The organism is Sediminitomix flava (assembly GCF_003149185.1).
GTDB classification, from domain to species: Bacteria; Bacteroidota; Bacteroidia; order Cytophagales; family Flammeovirgaceae; genus Sediminitomix; species Sediminitomix flava.
On sequence record NZ_QGDO01000006.1, the window covers coordinates 155,037 to 175,872 of the forward strand.

The following is a 20,836-nucleotide window of genomic DNA, read 5'->3' on the forward strand; positions in this document are numbered from 1 at the left end:
ATAATTTATAAATAAACTGAGAGTTCATTGCCTAGTAGCCAAGCTACAGGGATTCAATCTATTCGCAGCATATTTATGTGTTAAACATAAAAACGGTCGCAAATATACGCGATTTATGTGTAAACTACAAGTTATTAATAGCTTAATACTTGCTAATCTAATTCATTAACAGTCTAAAGACATCAAGACTTCTTTTTCTAAGCTTATGATATCAAAATGCCCATTCTGGTAAATAGCATAAGATGGAGGATAACCGCCTTTTGGTAGAGCAATTGAACCAGGGTTGATAAAGAAATAGTCGCTTTCCTTTTTTGCTACAGGTATATGTGTGTGCCCCGAGATGATAATGCTGTTTTTAGGAAGAGTAGGTAAATTTCCTTCATAATAAATATGGCCGTGAGTTAAGAACATTTTTTTATCTCTATCACAAAACCACGAATAGTCAGCCATTGTAGGATAATCGAGAAGCATCTGATCAACCTCCGAGTCACAATTTCCTCTAACGGCAATAAGCTTTTCTTTAAATGAGTTTAGACTATCAGCTACTTCTTGAGGGTTGTAGCCTTCAGGTAAGGGGTTTCTAGGTCCATGGTTGAGGGCATCACCAAGCATAATGATAAATTCGGGATTTTCATCTTCAATGATTGGTAACATCTTTTTTAGGGCAGTGGCTCCGCCATGAATATCTGAAATAAAAAGGATTTTCATGATTGATGAGTTTTATTTGTAATGATATTACAAATAAAAGCTTTTTATCAGATGTAGTAAGCTAATAAAACCTGCGAGGAAGGAAAACCTTGACCAAGACCATTCGGATAAGGTAGCTACTTTATAGATTTTTACTTCCCTATTTAAAGGAATTCTATTTTGAATGAGAAGTACTGAAATTCCGATGAAAAACCACTGTATTAAATTGTATGTTTGATAAAAGTAAGGGTCGAATAAGAATACTACTGAAATGATAAGGTAAGGTACAAGTGTAATAGCTCTGAGGTAAAATAAAGCATTTTTTCTTTCTCTTACGCGTCTTGTTGCTGCCAATGAAAGAAATGGTTTAACAAGAGTTTTACTGATAAGAATAAGTCCTAATACGCTGCTGAGGGCTAAGATGATATATACAATTCGGGCGAGATAACTGTTATCCATCCAAGCCATAGCTAAACCTAGCTCGCGCATATATAGATTAGCATAGAATAAGTCAGTTACAATTTCACTTATACTGATGAGGTGAACCCATAAAACAATACTAGCAAGTGCTACTGACTTACGAAGACTCCAATTATAAATTCTACGGCTAATTACCGCAAGAAAAAAAGTAAAGATGCTACCGATCGAGTGAGTGAGTATGATTTCTGATTTCTGCCAACCATGCTGAGGTCTAAGAATCGTTACACTCAACTTATCGAGTTCGTAAGGCATATCTAGAAACTCTGCCATTCCAATCTTTGCACATAGGGCTAAAATGTGAACAAAGTAGAAAGAAAATGCCAAGCAAAGTGACATATTAATGATAAGTAGTTTAATCGGATCTTTTGATAGTATTGGGTTTAAGAGTCTCATAAAAACTATGAAGGAATAAAAAGTTGGATTATTACTTTCAATTTAAACTCTACAATCTAAAATGAAAAATAATTTTTCCTTTAAAAACAGATAAGAGCTTATTTCTTATCTGTTTTTCTTTTACGCAAATGGTTGAGTCCATATGCAGCACCTGCAGCTAACAATGCAGATGCACCTCCATCTATAGGTACACCTGCACCACCACCTTGTGGCCTGTCTTGAGCTTGATTTTGTATAGGAGGTGGAGGTGGAGGTCCTTGAGCGAGTACGCTGGAAAAGGGTAAAATTGAAAATAGAATGATAGTGTAAAGGAGTTTCATAGGATAGTTTTTAGGTTTTGAAATTTGAGATAGGTAGAAATGAGGATTTGAGTGTCCATCATTAGGTATATTAAAGGATGTAGATGTACTACTGTTAGACAGTAGTCGCTTGTTGATTGATTTTTACCCCACTAAAATAATTTGTCCATATCATCCACATACAGAAGATAATAAGATAGACGGCAATGGCGTAAGTGTATTTGTGGTTAAAATCAAAAGTCAGAGGGCTTTTTACATAATTGATCGCTAGAATCATTACCCTTAGAGCATTTGAAGCATAGATGAGTAAAACCCCTATCAGTCCGTAGCTGACTTTGGAAATGATTTTACCAGGAGAACTTCCAATAAAACCCAAGAATAAAACCATCAAAGAAAGACCATTACAAGCGTGACCAATCCACACTGCAGGAATTTGATTTAGGAATACCTGATTTTTAACTCCATAAGCATCGTATCCAAAAAGTTGGAGTAGGTAGACACTAGATACAGCAACACTTTCAGTTAACCAGATATCTAAATGTCCTGCAGGTTTTAACCAAAAAATATAAGTCGTTTGCCATAATAGATACAGCACGACTGCTCTTATTAAAAATAAATGAAGAGAAGATAATTTGGGTAGGTGTATAGTCATATGTGTTAGGTAATTAGGTTAAGGTTGATACAAATGTAATCTTTGATAGATTGAGTTTCTTTCAGATAAAGAGAAAAGCATTACATGGCAAAGGTCTAGTAGTTAAATATGTTTTCTTCGAAAAAATCGACTTGAGGCAGTATTTAATGACATGTGTATTTATAAGGTAAACCTTTCAAGGGAAGTGTAAAAAGCCTTGTGCGAAGGTTTGAAACAAATCTGATCAAAGTTGTAGCTACTTGATAAATAATCTGTTTGATGTTTATTTAGTTTATACCCATAACACAATACACTGTTTAAATCAAGGGTAGTAATGTTTAATGGTAAATAATTTTAATCAGTGTTAGGCGTGGCATGATTTTGTCTAAATCTATTTTTACTATTTAGAAATACTGAACTTTTTAGTGGAATGTTAGGAAAAAAGAAGGGATTTATCCGGAAACTCTTAATTACTGGAACTAGCAGAAATTACTCCAAAGAACTAAACCAATCAATAGGAACTTCAAATATCATCAATGTCACATTTTTTTGTTTGGCCTTGGTTACTGCTATCATCTATTCGGTAAAAGAGCAATATGAAATAAGCCTTCCTGTTACGGCATTAGCATGTAGCATGATAGGTGTTTATTATATCACCCATAGAGGAGGACATCAATTCTCCAGACTAGTTTTAGCTGTTTTACCCTCTATTTCTATTGCGTTGATTGCATCGGTCAAAAAGTACTATTTGCATCATGTAATGGGAACAGTTGGTATTATGGAGTACGTAGTGCCTAAGATAATATTGTTAGGTTTTGTAGCGATACCATTGGCTCTATTTAGTCTACATGAAAAGAAATCGTTGATTTTTACTTTGTTGGTAAATGCAGGAATTATATTGTTTATAGATAATATTCTTACCTATTATAAAATAGATATTGCATCAGTAGAGTTAATGTTGAAACCTCGAAACTTGTTGCAATTCGCTATTTTCCTATCTATTTCTATTACAGTCACGACACTTTACATTTATAAAAAGAGGAGTCATGATGCTCAAGAAGAGACCCAACGTAAAAATGAGCAATTGACTGCTACGGAAGAGGAACTACGTCAAAATATAGAAGAGCTTACGATTATTCAAGAAAAATTAGCGGCTCAAGAACGTGATTTACAAACAATCTTTGATGCCGTACCTCAACCTATTTTTATTACAGAAACGAAAGGACGAATCTTAAAAGCAAATAGAGCTGCTGAAAATTTTTATGCTCCGAAAGGGGAGAGCTTGATTGGGCTTAATACCGATTATCTATTTAGAAATACGAAGGATGAAAAAGGTCTTTTGTCAGAAGTTAAGCGAAAGAAGATTGTAGATGAGTACGAAGTTGATCTTATCAAGAATGATAATTCGATTCATCCTACACTCGTTTATATGCGACCTGTCCGTTACAATAGAGATACTTCTTATTTAGGCTCTATTGTAGATCTAACAACGGTAAAAGCTATGCAAAAGGAACTTGAAGAAACAAATCAAGAACTGAAGCATCAGCATGAAAGTAAGATTAAGAGTATTCGATATGCAGAGACTATTCAAAGGTCAATTTTACCTTCGAAGAAAATAAGTGAATCAATGTTTCCAGAAAACTTTATTCTTTATAAACCAAAAGATATTGTTTCTGGAGATTTCTACTGGATGTCTGAACATAAAGATGGAAAGAAATTAGTAGGGGTAATAGATTGTACAGGGCATGGAGTACCAGGGGCATTTGTCTCAATGGTTGGTAATAATATTTTATCAGAAATTATCTATCAAAAAGGGATTCTTGACCCTGCAGAAATTTTAGATAGATTGGATAAAGGTCTAGTGAAAGCACTTCAGCAAGAGGACGGAATCAATGACGATGGGATGGATATTGGATTATGTTTGGTAGAATCCATTGATAATGGTCAGACAAAAGTCACTTATTCAGGTTCTAAAAATACATCTTACTTCCACACTAAGAATGAACTGCAAGAGCTAAAAGGAGATCGTAGAGCAATTGGTGGAATAAAAAGATCGCAAAAAGCGACAAAGCAGTTTACTAATCATGAAGTTTTGTTGGAGAAAGGAGATATGTTGTATTTGACAACGGATGGTTTCCAAGATCAGCATAATGGAGAAAGAGATAAACTAGGTTCTGTGAAATTTAAGCAATTGCTAGATTATTCATCTAAGTTAGAACCTTGCGAACAGAGAGGTTTATTAGAAGCTGCTTTAGCAAAACATCAAGCTGAAGAGTATCAAAGAGATGATATTACTATTTTAGGTATCAGAATATAGATTCCGATTTAGCTAAAAGAATAAAAGCCTGTCATTCCACTAAGGAAGACAGGCTTTTTATTTATCTAAAGTTTAGAAACTTATACTGTTTCTACTTCTTCGTTTTCTACGTAATCTGAAACTGGAATACAGCTACAAACAAGGTTTCTATCACCAAAGGCATTGTCTACACGACGAACACTTGGCCAGAACTTGTTCTCTTTCACGTATGGAAGAGGATAAGCAGCTTTTTGTCTAGTGTAAGCAAATTCCCAAGTATCAGCAGTAATCAAAGCAGCTGTATGAGGTGCGTTTTTCAATACACTTTCTTCAGCAGCATAGATTCCATTTTCTACTTCTCTGATTTCTTCACGGATAGCGATCATTGCATCGCAGAAACGATCCAATTCACCTTTTTCTTCACTTTCCGTAGGCTCAATCATCAAAGTACCCGCCACTGGGAATGATACTGTAGGAGCGTGGAAACCGTAGTCCATCAAACGCTTCGCAATATCTTCTACCTCAATTCCTGCAGCTTTAAACTGACGACAATCCACGATCATTTCGTGAGCAGAACGTCCGTTTTTACCTACATATAGAACAGGATAGTGATCCTTCAATCTTGACTGTAAATAGTTTGCATTCAAGATGGCAGTTTTTGTAGCATTTGTCAATCCTTCTCCACCCATCATCGCGATGTATGCATAAGAGATTGGCAAGATACTAGCAGAACCGTAAGGCGCAGCAGAAACTGCGTGTGCAGCTTTTTCTCCAACACCATTGTCAACCAATACGTGACCTGGCAAGTATGGAGCAAGATCTGAAACCACACCGATAGGACCCATACCAGGACCTCCACCACCGTGAGGAATACAGAATGTCTTGTGAAGGTTCAAGTGACAAACGTCTGCACCGATAGTAGCAGGGCTAGTAAGACCTACTTGTGCATTCATGTTTGCACCATCCATATATACTCTACCACCGTTTTGGTGGATGATATCACAAATTTCGATGATACTTTCTTCGAATACCCCGTGAGTAGAAGGGTAAGTCACCATAAGAGCAGAAAGGTTTTCTTTGTGCTTTTCAGCATTTGCTCTTAAGTCTTCTACATCAATGTTTCCGTTTTCGTCACATTTTGTAACGACTACTTTCATACCTGCAAGAACTGCAGAGGCAGGGTTTGTACCATGAGCAGAAGAAGGAATAAGAACAATATTACGGTGTCCTTCGCCTTGTCCTTTGTGGTATTCACGGATAGTCATCAGACCTGCATACTCACCGTTTGCACCAGAGTTTGGTTGTAATGAGAATGCATCAAATCCTGTAATTTCACATAGCCATTGCTCAAGGTTTTGTGTCAATTCACCGTATCCTTCTGTTTGTGTTTTAGGAGCAAATGGGTGAATTTGACCAAACTCAGGCCAAGTTACAGGAATCATTTCTGCGGTAGCATTCAACTTCATTGTACAAGAACCCAAAGAGATCATTGAGTGTGCCAATGAAAGGTCTTTGTTTTCCAAACGCTTCAAGTAACGAAGCATTTCGTGCTCTGAATGATAGCTGTTGAATACTGGGTGTGTCAAGTATTCTGACTCACGCTTTAAGTTTTCAGGAATTTCTAACTCAACAGTCTCAGCCAATACTTCGATGTTGATGAATTCTTTTCCTACTACTTCTGCCAAGATATTTGCAATCTCTTCGATGTGAGCTGCTGTAGTTGTCTCATCGATAGCAACACTGATAGAACCATCAGCGAAGTAGTTGAAGTTTACTTGATGTGCTTCTGCAGCTTCTTTGATACGAGCAGCTGTAGCTGGCTCTGTGTTTAATTTAACAGTATCGAAGAAGTTTGAGTGTGCAACATCATACCCCAATTTAGCGGCAGCTTTACTAAGCAATACAGCCAAACCGTGTGTCTTTAGACCAATTTTCTGTAAACGCTCAGGACCATGATAGATCGCATAAGCAGCCGAAATTACGGCCAAAAGAACTTGGGCGGTACAAATATTTGAAGTTGCTTTTTCTCTCTTGATGTGTTGCTCACGTGTTTGGAGTGCCATACGTAGAGCATCGTTTCCATCTCTATCTTTAGAGATACCGATGATACGCCCTGGAATTTGACGTTTGAAAGCGTCACGAGTTGCGAAGTATCCTGCGTGAGGACCTCCGAATCCCATAGGAACACCAAAACGTTGCGTTGTACCAACTACGGCATCAGCACCCATTTTACCTGGCTCTTTCAAGATTGTAAGCGCAAGGATGTCTGCTGCTACGGCTACTTTCACATTGTTAGCAGCTGCTTCGCTAATGTAGTCAGTATAGTCAATCACTTCACCATTGGCATTTGGGTATTGAAGTAATACACCAAATAGTTCAGGGTCAGAAAGATCGAATTTGCTGTAATCACCCACTGTGATTTCGATTCCTAGAGGTTCAGCTCTAGACATCAAAACATCAATTGTTTGTGGGAAGCAGTTCTCTGATACAAAAAATTTGTTAGCCTTCTTTTTATCCTTCTTTCTCACTGAGAAGAATAAGCTCATAGCCTCAGCTGCAGCAGTACCTTCGTCAAGAAGAGAAGCATTGGCTAGCTCCATTCCTGTAAGGTCTGTTAGCATGGTTTGGAAGCTCAAAAGCATTTCCAATCTTCCTTGAGCAATTTCTGCTTGGTAAGGAGTGTAAGCTGTGTACCATCCTGGATTTTCAAGGATGTTACGTAAGATTACATTTGGAGTGAAGGTGTTGTAATAACCCATACCGATGTGCGAACGGAAAACTTTGTTTTTCTTCGCTAGCTCGGCAAAAGAGCTTAAAAATTCGTGCTCACCTTGTGCTGTTGGTAAGTCTAGTGGTTTCTTTAGCCTGATTTGCTCAGGAACTGTTTGGTTTACCAATTCGTCTACTGATGATACGCCAATTACCTTTAGCATATCCTGAATTTGAGTATAGTTGGGGCTGTTGTGCCTTTCCTCAAATCGCTCAATGTTGTTTAAGTTGATCTTCATTCTTTTTTAGAATTAACGCAAAAACTTATCTGTGTTCATCAGTGAGTTTATGAGGGGTGGTAGATTGTTCCCGCTCCCTCCCCGCTAATGAAGCTGCAAATATATAGAAAAACGATATATTTTATTATTTGTTAATCCAAACTGGATAATTAAGTATCATAAATTGATTAAGGTATGCTCTTGTATACGTAAATTAATATTATTGGTACACAGTACTTTCTACCTCTTTATTACTCAATCGGATTCCATTTAAAGCTAGTGCTTTCATTTCATCTTCCCCTGGAAATACAACAATAGGGGCTAAATAAGAAATGTATTCTTTGATGATGTTAACAAGGAATTTGCTGTAAGCTAGTCCTCCTGTGAAGATAATCGCATCGACTTTTCCTTTCAAAACTGTAGCCATTGCACCTACTTCTTTTGAAATTTGATAGCCCATTGCCTCATAAACTTGTTTGGCAAGTTCATTTCCTTTGGCAATGTCATTTTCAACAGCAAGTGCATCATTTTTTCCACAATAAGCAACCATTCCACCTTTACCAACAACCATAGAATGCAGCTCTTTTTCAGTGTACTTTCCGCTGTATGCAGCTCTGATGATATCGCCGACAGGAAGTGTTCCACTTCTTTCTGGTGAGAACGGTCCTTCGCCGTCCAATGCCTGATTTACATCGATTGCTTTTCCATGTTGGTGCGCTGCTACCGAAATTCCTCCACCCATATGAATCACGACAAGATTAAGTTCTTCATAAGACTTACCAATCTGATCGGCGTATTGGCGAGCAATTGCTTTTTGGTTTAAGGCATGAAAAATTGACTTTCTAGGAAATTCTGGATGCCCAGAGAAACGAGCAACATCCGAAAGCTCATCCACGACTACAGGGTCAGCAATATATGCTTTGATGTTTAGCTCATTTGAAAGCGAATATGCAATAATAGCGGCAAGGTTACTTGCATGCTGTTTTGGAGAAGTTTTGAGGTCTTCTACCATTTGCTTATTCACTTGGTAGACACCAGAAGGGATTGGTTTTAACAAACCTCCTCGTGACATGATCAAGGTTAATTCACTCAAAGCAATACCTTCTTTTTCGAGTTCAGATTCGATTGCTTCTTTTCTGAATAAATATTGATCTTTTATTTCTTTGAACTTGGCCAATTCTTCATTGGAATGATGAAGATTTTTCTGCCAAAAGAGTTCTTCATTATGAAATACGGCAACTTTCGTTGACGTAGAACCAGGGTTAAGTACCAGTATTTTTTCCATCGTGCTTATTTTTGGAATGAATAAGAAGCTGCTGACAGTAAAATACTGTTAAGCTTGGTTTCTTCAGAATCTGAACGAGATGTAAGTACGATAGGAGCTTTTGCGCCTAAGATAATTGAGGCTACTTTTGCATGAGCGAAGAATACAAAAGCTTTGTAAAGTACATTTCCTGCTTCGATATCTGGGCAAAGTAGAAGGTCTGCATTACCCGCTACATCTCCTGTAATACCTTTATGCGATTTACTTTCTAAACTAATAGCATTGTCAAAAGCCAAAGGACCATCAATTTTACAGTTTTTGATTTGTCCTCTTCGTTGCATGATAGAAAGTAAGGCTGCATCTGTTGTTGCTGGCATTTTTTCATTTACCATCTCTACCGCTGCTAGTACTGCAACATTAGGTTCTTCTACCCCAATTTTGTGCATAAAACTAACGGCATTGTTTAGAATATCAATTTTGGTAGAAAGGTCAGGAGCGATGTTCATCGCTACATCTGTTAAAGCCAGAAGTTTGTGGTAGGCAGGAATTTCAAAGAGAGCGAAATGTGAGATTGTTTTTTTATCTCTCAAACCCCATTCTTTATTCAAAACGCCACTTAGAATTTGTGCTGTAGAAATGTGTCCTTTCATCAAGATTTCCCCATTTCCTTCTCTGATTAGAGATACAGAACGCTGAACCATTTTTTTAGGGTCCGTCTCATGAATGATCTGAACACCTGTTAGATCATACCATTTTTCTTCCGCAAGTTTTCTGATTTTTTGCTCATCACCCACCAATATAGGTTCGATATAACCTGCTTTGTATGCTCTGTATACGGCGTAAAGCGAATGTTCATCTGCGGCGGCACACAAGACAAGCCTTTTCTTGGTCGGGTCTTGTTCCACGATCTTTTGCAGATCTGAAATATTCGTTAGCATAGTTAAATAGGATAGTTAGATGTTTATACGTCAGTTGCTCCTCTCACAAAACAACCGTAATCTCAAGTGTTTCTTAATAGGTACAAATATAATTGATTGAAAGTAAGTTACTCAATAGTATGTACATCTTTTACTTTTAAAATAACTTCTCCGTGATCATTTGTATAGAAAGCTTTTTTAAATTTCTTATCCCAAACAAAATCGTCAATATGATAAGAATGTTTGATATGCAAGTCTTCATAGAATGCCTCATCATATGATGTGATGATAATTAAGATTTCGGCATCATAGTCTTTCAGCTCTTGATGAGAAAGGTTGAAAAATGGGCTGTCTTCATCAATTTCGTGTACCACTGTCCAAGTGAGTGGGAAAAAGTAAATATGATCAATCTGTAGATCTAAGTTGTAGTATTTTCTAGAATAACTGCCATCAGAAGTTTTATTCTGTAGAGATAAAATAACAGTAGCATTCGTTTCCAATAGGTTTTCCTTTCTTTCATTTACCATTCGAAACATGAATGCTTTTTTTCCATTTTTGTACTCGGTTATAAGTGCATTTTTACTGAAAACTACACGGGCTGTAGGTCTTGAAAATCGAGAAAAAAGTAGTCCAGTTGTGAGGGCTGTAATTAATAAACCCAATAAAGCTTCAAAACTAGAAATAGCTTTTACACCAAAGCTATCGGGGTACATACTTCCATAGCCAACTGTCGTAAAGGTTTGTACACTAAAGAAAAAAGCATCGGCAAATCCTTTCCAGCCAGTGGTATGGTCTACTCCTTCAATATGGTGAACACCAACAAAAAAATAGAGACAGGCAAATATTAGATTGATGCCTATTAAATAGAGGGCTGTAAAAAAAATGAAATTAGTCCAACTTGTAGTAACCATAAGCAAGTAGATATCTTTTATTCTTGACTGCCTACCTACACGTTGTACATTAAAAGTACCGTTCTGATTTATAATACGGTGTGATTTCTTATCGTATTTTTCTCCTATTCCAGGATCCTTTGTCTTTCTAATCATCTGTAACTTCATAGAATATCTCAATCTAACCGTTAAATCTAATGTTATGTTAGCTTAGAAACCAAAAAAGATAGCAGAGTAAATATCAATGCTATCTTTTCGGTACTACTTATTAAGATTTTCTATGGGACTTCATTTCCTTCTGCAGCTTCCCAGATACGGAACCAATCTTCTTGATCCATATTGATTTTTAAGGCATCTGCAGCAGATTGGATACGTTCAGTTTTTCCTGTTCCCAAAATCGGTATAATTTGACTTGGGTGTTTAAATAACCAAGCGAAAAGTAATTGATCAAAACTAGCGTCATACTTTTCAGAAAGCTCGGTTAGAACTTTACGAACTCGAACGACATCTTCAGCTTCTTTATCTGTGAAAATACGTCCGCTCCCTAGCGGTGACCATGCCATTGGCTTAATGCTTTTCTCTAAGCATTTGTCAAGTGTGCCGTCTAGGAATGGATCACGATGTAAAGCAGAAATTTCAATCTGATTTGTGACAAGCTCAACTCTAGAGTTCAACATATCAAACTGTGAAGGAGTGAAGTTTGAAACTCCGAAATGCAATACCTTACCGCTATCTTTCAATTCTGTGAATGCTTCCGCCATTTCATCAGGGTGCATCAAAGGAGAAGGTCTGTGGATAAGTAAAAGGTCAATATGATCAGTAGCAAGATTCTTCAATGAATTCTCAACAGAGAAAAGGATATGTTCTTTGCTAGTATCGTATGATTTAATTTTATGAGAAGGGCGGTTCTCTGAAATTAATTTGATCCCACATTTTGTGACAATTTCCATCTCATTTCGAAGCGATGGATTAGCTTTGAGTACTTCACCGAAAAGTGCCTCACAGCCATAGTTACCATAAATGTCAGCATGATCAAAAGTGGAGATTCCAGCTTCTAAACTAGCTTGTATAAGTTTTTCTATTTCAGTAGTTGAGAAGTTGCTACCCCATTCTCCCCACTTCCATACGCCTGTTGCTATTTTAGAAAGCAAAGGACCGTTGGCAGATAATTTAGTTTTCATTTTCAATACTTAAATTTTAGTAATTTTATAACAAGTGTAATACGAATTGATCGGATTTATCGTTTTCTCGTAAATTTATGGGTAAATGTAAGTTACACGGATATTAATCGTTATAAAAATTGTGATAAGTATCTTATAAGTGTAACTTGAACCTAACTTTATCTTTAAAGTAAGCTGAAATGCTTACCTATTTCTAGTTAGAAATTTTAAAATAAACTTTAGTAATAACCATGGATGATCCAGCCCCGGAATTTTATATTTCTATATTTCTACTCTTTTCAGCTTATTTATGCCTTTTAGGGTATCTAGCTTTACAACAAAACAAACTTAAAAAAATCCATCAGAGGCTAATCTCTAGAATACAGCGAAAAGCAGAACCATTTATGAATGATGAAGAAGTTCAAGCTGCAGTGCAAGCATTGAAAACAGAATTGCTTGTGACCGATAAGTCAATCTTTAAAATAGAAACAGCAATTGAACGAATTCTAAAATCGGCAGGTGTAAATCAATCAATCCAATTAGACAAAGCATATTCGTCAAAACAAGAAAAGCTCCGAAGACTTAATAATTTTATAAGTCGCGACTTTGAAAGTCTATTGGCAAAATAAATCATTTAAAAAGGACAGCGTTCAATATAGTATGAACGCTGTCCTTTTTAGTTTTATCTATTTTAAGTTTCTAGGAACTATCTAGAAAGAACTTTATCTCTTTGAGAAGATGAATTTGTTTCTTTTTTAGGCTTTTTACCTTCTGGCATATATTCTTGATCATGGAGTTTTGTCAACGAAAGCCCGACTGCAAGCAAGACACCAATAACTGTTAGTAAACTAAATACCGCATAAATATCAGTAACGATACAAGCCATAAAAGTTAGTGAAGCAGTTAGAGCAACAATTCCATAGATAATCAGAACCGCATTTTTAGGGCTAAATCCATATTTCACCAATAGGTGAGAAGAATGATCTTTTCCTCCTACATATACAGGACGGCCTGAACGTGTTCTATTGATTGATACAAGTGTAACATCAAAAATTGGATATGCTGCTAATCCGATTGGTAAAGCTAATTCCCAAGAAGCTGAGTCTGTAGCCATCCAAGAAGCTTTCATTGATATTGTAGCGATAAGGAAGCCTAATAACATACTTCCAGAGTCTCCCATGAAAATCTTAGCAGAAGGGTAGTTGTTAGGGATGAAGCCTAATAGTACAGCTCCTAAGATTAAAGCAATCATTGACCAAGATTCCATTTGATAATAGAATCCTGCTATTCCAAAAATAAAGAAGGCTCCAATACATGCTACTCCTGTAGACAAACCATTCATATTATCTATCATATTATAGGCGTTCATAAGGCCTACAATCCAGAATAATGAAAAGATGTAATTAAGAGGTGCAGGAAGAAAACCAACAGGCCCTACAAATACTAGAGCTATAGTCGCTACTAATATTTGAAAGAATAATTTGACTTTTGGCTCCATTGCTTTTGACTTATCATCGAAAGCACCTGTAAGGAATATGATCTCAGCACCTGTGAGTAGCCATAAGATTTCTTGATCTAAGTAAGTTTCAGGATATAAAAAGATAATGCTTATAACACTGCTTAAGACAGTGATTACGGCCATTATGTGTGCCTTTTTATTTTGCTGATTGAACAGAAAATAAACTGTAGTACTAAGCATTACAAATGAAATTACACCCCAACCCACTGGAACAATATTAAAAAAGGTCAGTGAGCAAATGAAAGCAAGCATTATAGCGATACCCCCCATTAAAGCTGTCGTCTTCGTATGAAAACGGTCAGCACGAGGTTTATCAACAATGTTGTATTTCAAGGCTTGTTTGATTACTACTTGTGTAAGTACAAAAGATAATAGTACTACACAAACAGTAAAGCCGAGCATAGTGGGAATAGTATTCATGAAAAAAGGTTTTGATATGTAACGGATAAGTCTTGGATTAGGCGGTCGATGTTAAATTTGTTGTATATAAAGTCCTGTTGGACAGTCGTAATATGATTATAAAATTCTTGGTCTGTTAATAGCTTTTCTGTCTTCTCAACATAGTCATCAATATTCGTTGGTTCACAAAGGAAATATTTTCCTTCTTCAGTAAACAAATCAGGGACGCCACCCACATTACTAGCAACTACTCCAGTTCCACTGGTCATAGCTTCAATGATAGAAACAGGAGACCCTTCATTTTTTGAAGTTAAAAGCAATATTGAAAGATCAGCAAAAACAGAAGGAAGGTCCGATAAAAATCCTGTGAATGTCACAGAATCAGAAATACCCAATTCAGCTGCTTTAGCTTCAAGCATTTCGCGATCTTCACCATCGCCTACCATCATGAAATGAAGTTTATCATTTCGTTCAATAAGCTTTGCTGCTATTTCAAGAAAAAGAGAAAGGTTCTTGATTGCTGTAAAACGAGCTACAGTGCCAATAAGAATACGATCTTCTGGAATATTGTATTGTTGATGAAGTGACTTAGGCATTCTTGGTTTTTCCTTAAATTTCCTAAGGTCAAGCCCAAGAGGAACAATCTGATGATTGATTTGGGTTCCAATACCAAAGTCTTTAATCTCGATTTGTTGTTTAGGAGTAATTGTGATAATGATATCAGAAAACTTCCCTAAAAAACGCTCAATATTAATGAATAGGTTTGTCTTTAAAGTTGAAAAATAGCTATGAAAGACATGCCCATGAAAAGTATGTACGATTTTGATTTTATTTTCAGCACTTCTAAAAGTGTTCAAATAAATGGCTGCTGCTCTACCTATAAAGCCAGCTTTAGCTGTGTGAGTATGGATAATGTCAGGATTAAACTGACGAATAAGCTTTACCATTTCCCAAAAAGCCTTAGCATCTTTCATTGGAGAAAGTTCGCGCTGTAAATGAGGGAAATGATTGATGTCAACATTTTTCTCACGAGCGAGGTAGTGCATATTTCCTTCCTGTTCTGCTTCACGGCCCGACACCAACATTGTTTCGAAAGTGTCATTATTCATACCATCTGTCAAAAGAATTGTATGTATGGCAGGCCCTCCAACATTTAAGCGTGCGATCACTCTCATGATCTTGAGCTTCTTCCTGCTACGTATAGTCATAGGTTGGTTTCGTTTTTCGATAGGCTATTCCTAGAGAAATTCATGCCAATCTTTAAAGCGTAAAAATATGTACAAAGAGATCTATAAAGCTGAAGTCAATTATAGGCTTTTTGATAATTCGTATAAATTGAAATCTTAAAAATTGAAGGAAATTCTTTAGTATATTTAAAATTTGAATTGAAAAAATACCACACTCCCTGAATTTTAACTGAAACTCTAGCTTTTGTACTATTTTATTTTACTGTAAACTTCTTGAAAATCACACAAATTTTGACGAAATCATATTAAATTCCAAATCAAGACGGATTTGAATTAGCTTTTATTTATTAATCTTATTGCTTTTTCTCGAATGAAAAAAACATTTCTAATCCATGAAATTCTACTACTTCTCCTTTTTTTAGTGATTTACTTTATTCTGAGTTTACTACCTAGTGTAGTTTCTATGAATGCCCAAAGCAGCTTTTACCAAAAGTATTATTCCAACATCTTCGGAATTTCAATTCCAAATATTTTATTATTAATCTATCTGTTTAGAACAATAATTGCCGTAGGTACCTATTATTTGAAAACAGAAGTGTTTAAGAGAAAAAAATAGTATTTTGCCTTACAAACAGTAAGATTATGACGTCAAGAAAAACCTTTTTAATCGCAGTAATTGCAATCTTTTTTTCATCATGCGGATTGAAAGAAGAGAATGAGCAACTTAAGAAAGAGCTTGAGACGCTTAAAGTAGAAAAGCAAAAAGGGGAGGAAATGGCTGAAGAGCTTGATAAAATTGGTGGAATGTTAGATTCTATCGATATCTCTAGAAATGCCTTAAGGTTAGAGTTGGAGTCTGGTACAACTTATAAAAATTATTCAGAGCGTGTTGAAGAACTGAGTAATTATATAGCTGAAACCAATTCCAAGTTAGCCGAAATGGAAAATGAGTTGGGTGAGACTGAAGGAAAAAATTCTTATTTGGCTCGTACTATCAAGAAATTGAATGGGCAGTTGGCTCAAAGAGATAAAGATATCACTGGTTTGAAAGATCAAGTTGATAATTATCGAAATGAAAATGAAGCCTTGATTAAGACCGTTGATCTTCAAAGCAGAGAAATTGCTGACAAAGAGAAAGAGATTTTGAAGAAACGTGCCGAGCTAGAAGAATTGGAAACTAGCATTGAGAGTATGTTGAAAGAGGCAAAAGATGCAGAAGCAAATTCTTTCTATGCGAGAGCAGAAGCACTTGAAGAAGCTGCAAACAGAACGAAGCTAGCTCCTAAAAAGAAAAAAGCAACTTATAAAGAAGCTTACGAATTATATAAAAAGGCTTTTGAGGCAGGTAGAAAAGATGCTTATCAAAAAATGGAGACTTTGTCTTCTAAAATTGACTAAGCTAATTGATCATAAAAACAAAAAAGCCCTAAAGTGAAATTTCACTTTAGGGCTTTTTTAATTATCTGGATGTTCCAAAGTTTTGAGTCCAATAGTAATTATAAATACCTACACCCAATTCTTTAAAGTTTCCGTTCATCAAGTTTTTACAGTGTCCAGGACTTGCAATCCAACCAGCCATCACGGTTTCTGGAGTACGGTAGCCCATTGCAATGTTTTCTCCGTAAGTTCTCCATTGGTAACCTTCCGCAGTAATTCTGTCTCCAGCACTTCTTCCATCCAAGCTTGTATGACTAAAGTAATTGTGATCAGACATGTCTTTACTGTGTTTGTACGACGATGCTGCAAGTTTAGCATTCCAAGTGACAGGAGCTACAGGCGGATAATATTGACCTCCGCAGTCACAACCTTCTGCACGTACTTCATTTACAAGTTCAAGGATTTTAGCTTGATCAGCTGATACGCCTGCAGGAACCTCAGGTTCTACTGGTGTAGGTTCGGTTGGCTCTGGCTCTACAGGTTCTTCGGGAACAACAGGCTCTTCTGGTGTAATTGGATCTGGGGTTTCTGTCGTGTCTTCATCGTTGTCAGAATTGCCTGGGTCTTCTGCATCATCTTTGTCGCCATTTTCAGATCCTTCTGGAGATTCTGAATCTTCAGATCCGCCTTCTCCATCGCCGTTGTTGTCACCTTCTTCGTCTTCGTTACTGTCTTCTTCTTTTTCTTGTTCACCACTGCTACCGTCTAGAGGAATTTCGGTGTCACCAGAGGCAAAAGGGTTTGAGGATTCAGATTCTTTAGTACATGATGAGTAAATTAGGGCTATAGCAAGTATAGCCAATTGTAGTAGGCGTTTGTTCAATACCATGTTAGATTAGTTTAGTTGTTATGATGTGATTCTTCTGTAATTTAGGGAGTTATGGTATTAAATCAAGAATCTATTATATAACGTTTTCAGTTTTTAAACTTTTTTTGGTTAATACAAGGTGTTGATATACAGATTTTTATGTTTTTGAGCATTTTCGAGTTAAATCACCTTTAATTTGAATGGTGATTTGAACTTTTTTTACAATTTAAAAGAAGTTCTACGCTTGGGAAGATGTAAAAGGGGGTAAATAAAAAAGACTATCACAACGTGACAGTCCTTTCTGATTTAACCTAATTTATTAACCTATTATCAATCAAAGTATCAGTGTGTAAACCGATGACTTTGATTGATAATTTTTGGCTTTGAATCTAGGCATTTGATAAGATTCGACCGTAAGAAACTAATTAACACAATTCCTTCAAAGTCTTTCACTATTGAATTTGGTGAAAAAAGGCGCTTTTTACAAAAAGAAATATGTAGAATTTAAAAAAAAGTGCAAATCCGATCGGTTTTTGTGTTTTTTTAGTTCATAGAGATACGGAAACCTATAAGCATAACATCATCAGTCTGTTTTTCAATCCCTTTCCATTCCATAAATTTCTGTTTGAAAATCTGACTTTGCTCCTTCATGGAAAGTTGATGATGGTTATACAACAATTCTTGTAATCTTCTTCTTGTGAACTTCTGACTTTCTTCTCCTCCAAACTGATCTTTGAATCCATCTGAAAACATATAAAAGCAAGTATCTTCAGTAATGGTCAATGAATGTGTGTGAAATACTTTCTTTTTTTCCTTTCTACGATCAAAATATCCGATAGAAAAGCGGTCGGCCTTAAACTCGTGTAATTTGTTATTCTGTATATAAATGAGTGGATTGTAAGCACCTGCGTATTGGAGTTCTAGCGTATTTTTATTTAACACACAGATTGATAAATCCATACCTTCTTTATTAGATGATTCTTCTTGTTTGAGAACTCGCTTCAATTCTATGTCTAAACAGTAAAGGATTCGATCGGGGATGAGGATTTGATGGTCAACTACAATTTTCTCCAATAGACTTTTCCCGATTACAGACATAAATGCCCCAGGTACACCATGACCGCTACAATCTACACAGGCAACAACGGTATGTTCGGCTGTTTGATGGAACCAATAAAAATCTCCAGAAACAATGTCTTTCGGTTGATACATGATAAAATTGTCTGGAAATAGTGTTTCAATTTCTTGGCGTTTAGGAAGTACAGCTTTCTGAATTTTTTTTGCGTAGTTGATACTTTCTGTAATGCGTTGACTCTTGTGTTGAATCTGATTGGCTTTCTTTTTTATCAAGACTAGAGCTCCAATCACAATAATGAAAAGCAAAATACTTACGAGATAGAAAAGGCTAATGATGCGTTCGTATTGCTCATTTTTCTTTTCGAAAACCATCAAATATTCTCCTTGAAGTTCTTTGATAGTTGATGACAGATTTTGATCACTTATAGCACTGATAATACGTTGCTGTCTGATTTTCTGATCTAAGACTATACTACTGTGATAGATTATGAGTTGTAAAACCTTTTCATCATAATCTGATTCTACTTTCTCATATTTATTCTGAAAATTGCTGAGTGTAGTTTTAAGTTGTTCCCTTTTAAAGTCAGAAGGAGAAGTAATGTAGATCAAGGCATTCAAAACGATATCATTTACCTCTTCATGAATTTGAAGTTCAGAATTATTTGCCTCAAGTTCTTTTTTAAGGATAGGGAGTGAAGTAATCGAGTTTTTTAGAATAGAGAAATTGGATTTGAATTCTTCAATGTGCTTCCTCTTTTCTTTTATTTTGGCAGTAGTGACTCTTATTAAAGAATCTATATTTTCATTATTTTGCCCATATAACCCTAATTCAGTAGAGGAAATTCGTTGGGCAAAATGATCTAATGTATTTGAGTTTTGAACCAAAGGATCATAATCGAAGAAAAGACGATGGCTGAATTTGAGCAGATTTTCATCGGTCTGATTATTTTCACTACGTAAACCATCTAGTACATTTGAGATCTGATGGGCTTTATTTTTATCTATGAAGCCAGTGAATACAAAAATCCCTCCAATAGAAAATACAAGAAATGCGGCTATGCCTATAACAAACTGAAGTTTCATAGATTTATTTTACTTAGGCTTATTTTTGGGTTAAAATTTCTGTTGTACTAGGTTCGAGTTCTTCTCCTGTAAGTGACTGAAGAAAGGATTCGATCAGTTTGACTTCTTCTTTAGAAATGATACGTCCTAATTGATATTCCGCCATAATTTGTATGACTTCTTCTAAAGTTTGAGCTTTCCCATTGTGAAGGTAAGGAGCTGTAAGAGCTACATTTCGGAGAGAAGGAACTTTGAATACAAACATATCAGCTTCATCTTTTGTGAGGTTAAATCTCCCGTAATCAGCTTGAGAAGTGTCAGAGAAATAATGTTTCACAATGCCTAGTTTTTGGAACATATTTCCTCCTACATTCTTTCCTTGATGGCAAGATGAGCAGCCATATTCTTTGAAGAGTTGGTAGCCATGACGTTCGCTTTCTGAAATGGCATCATAGTCACCTTCCAAAAATCGATCGAAACGAGACGGAGTGACCAATGATTTTTCAAACTCAGCGATAGCATCTTTTATATTTTCAGAAGAGATTCCTCCTTCGTAAAGGCGATTAAAAGATGTTTGATACTCATTATCCTTTTCAAGAATTGAGGTAATGGAATTCCAATCCATTCCCATTTCATTTGGGTTGTGGATAGGACCATCTATTTGATCAAGTAAATTGTCTGCTCTACCATCCCAAAACTGTTTGAAGTTTTGAGATGAGTTATAGACCGTAGGAGTATTTATGTTGCCAAGTCGGTCATGAATACCTTTTGAAAATTTTTCTTGGTCTACTCCTCCAGTTTCTAGGTTATGGCAACTTGCACATGAAATTTTATTCGTTTTGGATAATCGGGTATCATGAAATAATTGTTTTCCTAATTCTACCTTATCGATAGATACAATGGGTAAATGAATAGGTTTAATAGGTTCTTTAGTAGTTACACTTTGCTTACTTGTAGTGTCATTAAAAGTGGAATGCTTGTTATTTGGATTCTCACAAGAATATAGAAATAATAAGCTACTCGTGATAATAGAGAGTAGAAATCCAGGGTTCATAGCTAGGTGGTTATTCAATTAAAAATTGAGTAACTCAAAATTAGATGAATTACGGATAGTTACTTTTTGATTTTTAATGACAATCAAACAGATGACATTTTTTCGATTATATTTAAGTATTGGGTATGGTTTTTAAATGGAGAAAAGTAAATATTTAAAGATTGTTGTTAATGTTCTGTAAGCTTTGAGTGTGAAGTGTGCAGTTTTTTTTATTAACTCTGTTAATTGTTTGGGTGATAATAAGGAGAAGTTTATGAGGATTACTTTAGGGAAGATTTCGTGTGTTTGC

At 35.9% G+C, this 20,836-nt stretch carries 17 protein-coding genes; 3 read left to right on the plus strand and 14 right to left on the minus strand.

Translation table 11 applies throughout. The features are described from left to right. Window positions 1-165 precede the first annotated feature (165 nt). From yfcE to BC781_RS19690, 4 genes are all read right to left on the minus strand, one after another. Window positions 166-708: a phosphodiesterase gene (gene yfcE / locus BC781_RS19675; protein WP_109621082.1), complete on the minus strand. Its 543-nt coding sequence runs from the start codon at window positions 706-708 to the stop codon at window positions 166-168. A gap of 27 nt (window positions 709-735) precedes the next feature. Then, window positions 736-1,437 carry a hypothetical protein gene (locus BC781_RS19680; RefSeq protein WP_146201743.1) on the minus strand — a complete coding sequence of 234 codons (702 nt, stop codon included), beginning with the start codon at window positions 1,435-1,437 and terminating at the stop codon, window positions 736-738. 221 nt (window positions 1,438-1,658) lie between these two features. Further along, window positions 1,659-1,880 carry a PID-CTERM protein-sorting domain-containing protein gene (locus BC781_RS19685; RefSeq protein ID WP_109621087.1) on the minus strand — a complete coding sequence of 74 codons (222 nt, stop codon included), beginning with the start codon at window positions 1,878-1,880 and terminating at the stop codon, window positions 1,659-1,661. 94 nt (window positions 1,881-1,974) lie between these two features. Further along, entirely contained in the window at window positions 1,975-2,454 is a 480-nt protein-coding gene (locus tag BC781_RS19690) for an archaeosortase/exosortase family protein (RefSeq protein WP_158281531.1), read from the minus strand. Window positions 2,455-2,920: 466 nt separating this feature from the next. Here BC781_RS19690 and BC781_RS19695 point away from each other — a divergent pair, with 466 nt between their 5' ends. Beyond that, entirely contained in the window at window positions 2,921-4,807 is a 1,887-nt protein-coding gene (locus tag BC781_RS19695; RefSeq protein WP_109621091.1) for a SpoIIE family protein phosphatase, read from the plus strand. An 80-nt stretch (window positions 4,808-4,887) separates the two neighbouring features. Here BC781_RS19695 and gcvP read toward each other — a convergent pair whose 3' ends face one another. The 5 genes from gcvP to BC781_RS19720 form a co-directional block, all read right to left on the minus strand. Continuing rightward, window positions 4,888-7,794: an aminomethyl-transferring glycine dehydrogenase gene (gene gcvP / locus BC781_RS19700; RefSeq protein ID WP_109621093.1), complete on the minus strand. Its 2,907-nt coding sequence runs from the start codon at window positions 7,792-7,794 to the stop codon at window positions 4,888-4,890. 199 nt (window positions 7,795-7,993) lie between these two features. Next, the gene (gene buk / locus BC781_RS19705; RefSeq protein WP_109621096.1) at window positions 7,994-9,058 is read right to left on the minus strand and encodes a butyrate kinase; all 1,065 of its coding nucleotides are present in this window, start codon (window positions 9,056-9,058) and stop codon (window positions 7,994-7,996) included. A 5-nt stretch (window positions 9,059-9,063) separates the two neighbouring features. Continuing rightward, window positions 9,064-9,975 carry a bifunctional enoyl-CoA hydratase/phosphate acetyltransferase gene (locus BC781_RS19710; protein WP_109621098.1) on the minus strand — a complete coding sequence of 304 codons (912 nt, stop codon included), beginning with the start codon at window positions 9,973-9,975 and terminating at the stop codon, window positions 9,064-9,066. A 107-nt stretch (window positions 9,976-10,082) separates the two neighbouring features. Then, entirely contained in the window at window positions 10,083-11,000 is a 918-nt protein-coding gene (locus BC781_RS19715) for an ion channel (RefSeq protein ID WP_158281532.1), read from the minus strand. 122 nt (window positions 11,001-11,122) lie between these two features. Continuing rightward, the gene (locus tag BC781_RS19720; RefSeq protein ID WP_109621102.1) at window positions 11,123-12,025 is read right to left on the minus strand and encodes an aldo/keto reductase; all 903 of its coding nucleotides are present in this window, start codon (window positions 12,023-12,025) and stop codon (window positions 11,123-11,125) included. Window positions 12,026-12,408: 383 nt separating this feature from the next. Between BC781_RS19720 and BC781_RS25430 the strand changes: the two genes are divergently transcribed. Further along, the gene (locus BC781_RS25430; protein ID WP_146201744.1) at window positions 12,409-12,633 is read left to right on the plus strand and encodes a hypothetical protein; all 225 of its coding nucleotides are present in this window, start codon (window positions 12,409-12,411) and stop codon (window positions 12,631-12,633) included. Between the two features lie 77 nt (window positions 12,634-12,710). On the opposite strand, the gene BC781_RS19730 is transcribed toward BC781_RS25430, so the two are convergent. Together BC781_RS19730 and BC781_RS19735 are read right to left on the minus strand one after the other, a co-directional pair. Continuing rightward, window positions 12,711-13,943 carry an MraY family glycosyltransferase gene (locus BC781_RS19730; RefSeq protein ID WP_109621106.1) on the minus strand — a complete coding sequence of 411 codons (1,233 nt, stop codon included), beginning with the start codon at window positions 13,941-13,943 and terminating at the stop codon, window positions 12,711-12,713. Further along, on the minus strand, window positions 13,940-15,097 hold the full coding sequence (locus BC781_RS19735) for a glycosyltransferase (protein WP_158281533.1): 1,158 nt from the start codon (window positions 15,095-15,097) through the stop codon (window positions 13,940-13,942). Before BC781_RS19735 ends, BC781_RS19730 begins: the two co-directional genes overlap by 4 nt. Window positions 15,098-15,751: 654 nt before the next feature. On the opposite strand from BC781_RS19735, the gene BC781_RS19740 reads away from it, so the two are divergent. Next, window positions 15,752-16,507, plus strand: coding sequence for a hypothetical protein (locus tag BC781_RS19740; protein ID WP_109621111.1), 756 nt, complete (start codon window positions 15,752-15,754; stop codon window positions 16,505-16,507). 61 nt (window positions 16,508-16,568) lie between these two features. On the opposite strand, the gene BC781_RS19745 is transcribed toward BC781_RS19740, so the two are convergent. The 3 genes from BC781_RS19745 to BC781_RS19755 form a co-directional block, all read right to left on the minus strand. After that, a complete protein-coding gene (locus tag BC781_RS19745; protein ID WP_109621113.1) occupies window positions 16,569-17,375 on the minus strand; it encodes a CAP domain-containing protein in 807 nt (268 codons plus the stop codon). Window positions 17,376-17,897: 522 nt separating this feature from the next. Beyond that, the gene (locus BC781_RS19750) at window positions 17,898-19,514 is read right to left on the minus strand and encodes a DAHL domain-containing protein (RefSeq protein ID WP_109621115.1); all 1,617 of its coding nucleotides are present in this window, start codon (window positions 19,512-19,514) and stop codon (window positions 17,898-17,900) included. 19 nt (window positions 19,515-19,533) lie between these two features. Beyond that, window positions 19,534-20,547 (minus strand): cytochrome-c peroxidase, encoded by a 1,014-nt coding sequence (locus tag BC781_RS19755; RefSeq protein WP_109621117.1) that lies wholly within the window; start codon window positions 20,545-20,547, stop codon window positions 19,534-19,536. Window positions 20,548-20,836: the final 289 nt, after the last annotated feature.

Excerpts from the sequence above, each read along its gene's own strand:
- BC781_RS19695 (WP_109621091.1), top strand. The coding sequence starts at position 2,921 with ATGTTAGGAAAAAAGAAGGGATTTATCCGGAAACTCTTAATTACTGGA.
- BC781_RS19730 (WP_109621106.1), bottom strand. The coding sequence starts at position 13,943 with ATGAATACTATTCCCACTATGCTCGGCTTTACTGTTTGTGTAGTACTA.
- BC781_RS19750 (WP_109621115.1), bottom strand. The coding sequence starts at position 19,514 with ATGAAACTTCAGTTTGTTATAGGCATAGCCGCATTTCTTGTATTTTCT.
- BC781_RS19735 (WP_158281533.1), bottom strand. The coding sequence starts at position 15,097 with ATGAGAGTGATCGCACGCTTAAATGTTGGAGGGCCTGCCATACATACA.
- BC781_RS19720 (WP_109621102.1), bottom strand. The coding sequence starts at position 12,025 with ATGAAAACTAAATTATCTGCCAACGGTCCTTTGCTTTCTAAAATAGCA.
- gcvP (WP_109621093.1), bottom strand. The coding sequence starts at position 7,794 with ATGAAGATCAACTTAAACAACATTGAGCGATTTGAGGAAAGGCACAAC.
- BC781_RS19755 (WP_109621117.1), bottom strand. The coding sequence starts at position 20,547 with ATGAACCCTGGATTTCTACTCTCTATTATCACGAGTAGCTTATTATTT.
- BC781_RS19715 (WP_158281532.1), bottom strand. The coding sequence starts at position 11,000 with ATGATTAGAAAGACAAAGGATCCTGGAATAGGAGAAAAATACGATAAG.
- yfcE (WP_109621082.1), bottom strand. The coding sequence starts at position 708 with ATGAAAATCCTTTTTATTTCAGATATTCATGGCGGAGCCACTGCCCTA.
- BC781_RS19710 (WP_109621098.1), bottom strand. The coding sequence starts at position 9,975 with ATGCTAACGAATATTTCAGATCTGCAAAAGATCGTGGAACAAGACCCG.
- BC781_RS19680 (WP_146201743.1), bottom strand. The coding sequence starts at position 1,437 with ATGGCAGAGTTTCTAGATATGCCTTACGAACTCGATAAGTTGAGTGTA.
- buk (WP_109621096.1), bottom strand. The coding sequence starts at position 9,058 with ATGGAAAAAATACTGGTACTTAACCCTGGTTCTACGTCAACGAAAGTT.
- BC781_RS25430 (WP_146201744.1), top strand. The coding sequence starts at position 12,409 with ATGAATGATGAAGAAGTTCAAGCTGCAGTGCAAGCATTGAAAACAGAA.
- BC781_RS19685 (WP_109621087.1), bottom strand. The coding sequence starts at position 1,880 with ATGAAACTCCTTTACACTATCATTCTATTTTCAATTTTACCCTTTTCC.
- BC781_RS19745 (WP_109621113.1), bottom strand. The coding sequence starts at position 17,375 with ATGGTATTGAACAAACGCCTACTACAATTGGCTATACTTGCTATAGCC.
- BC781_RS19740 (WP_109621111.1), top strand. The coding sequence starts at position 15,752 with ATGACGTCAAGAAAAACCTTTTTAATCGCAGTAATTGCAATCTTTTTT.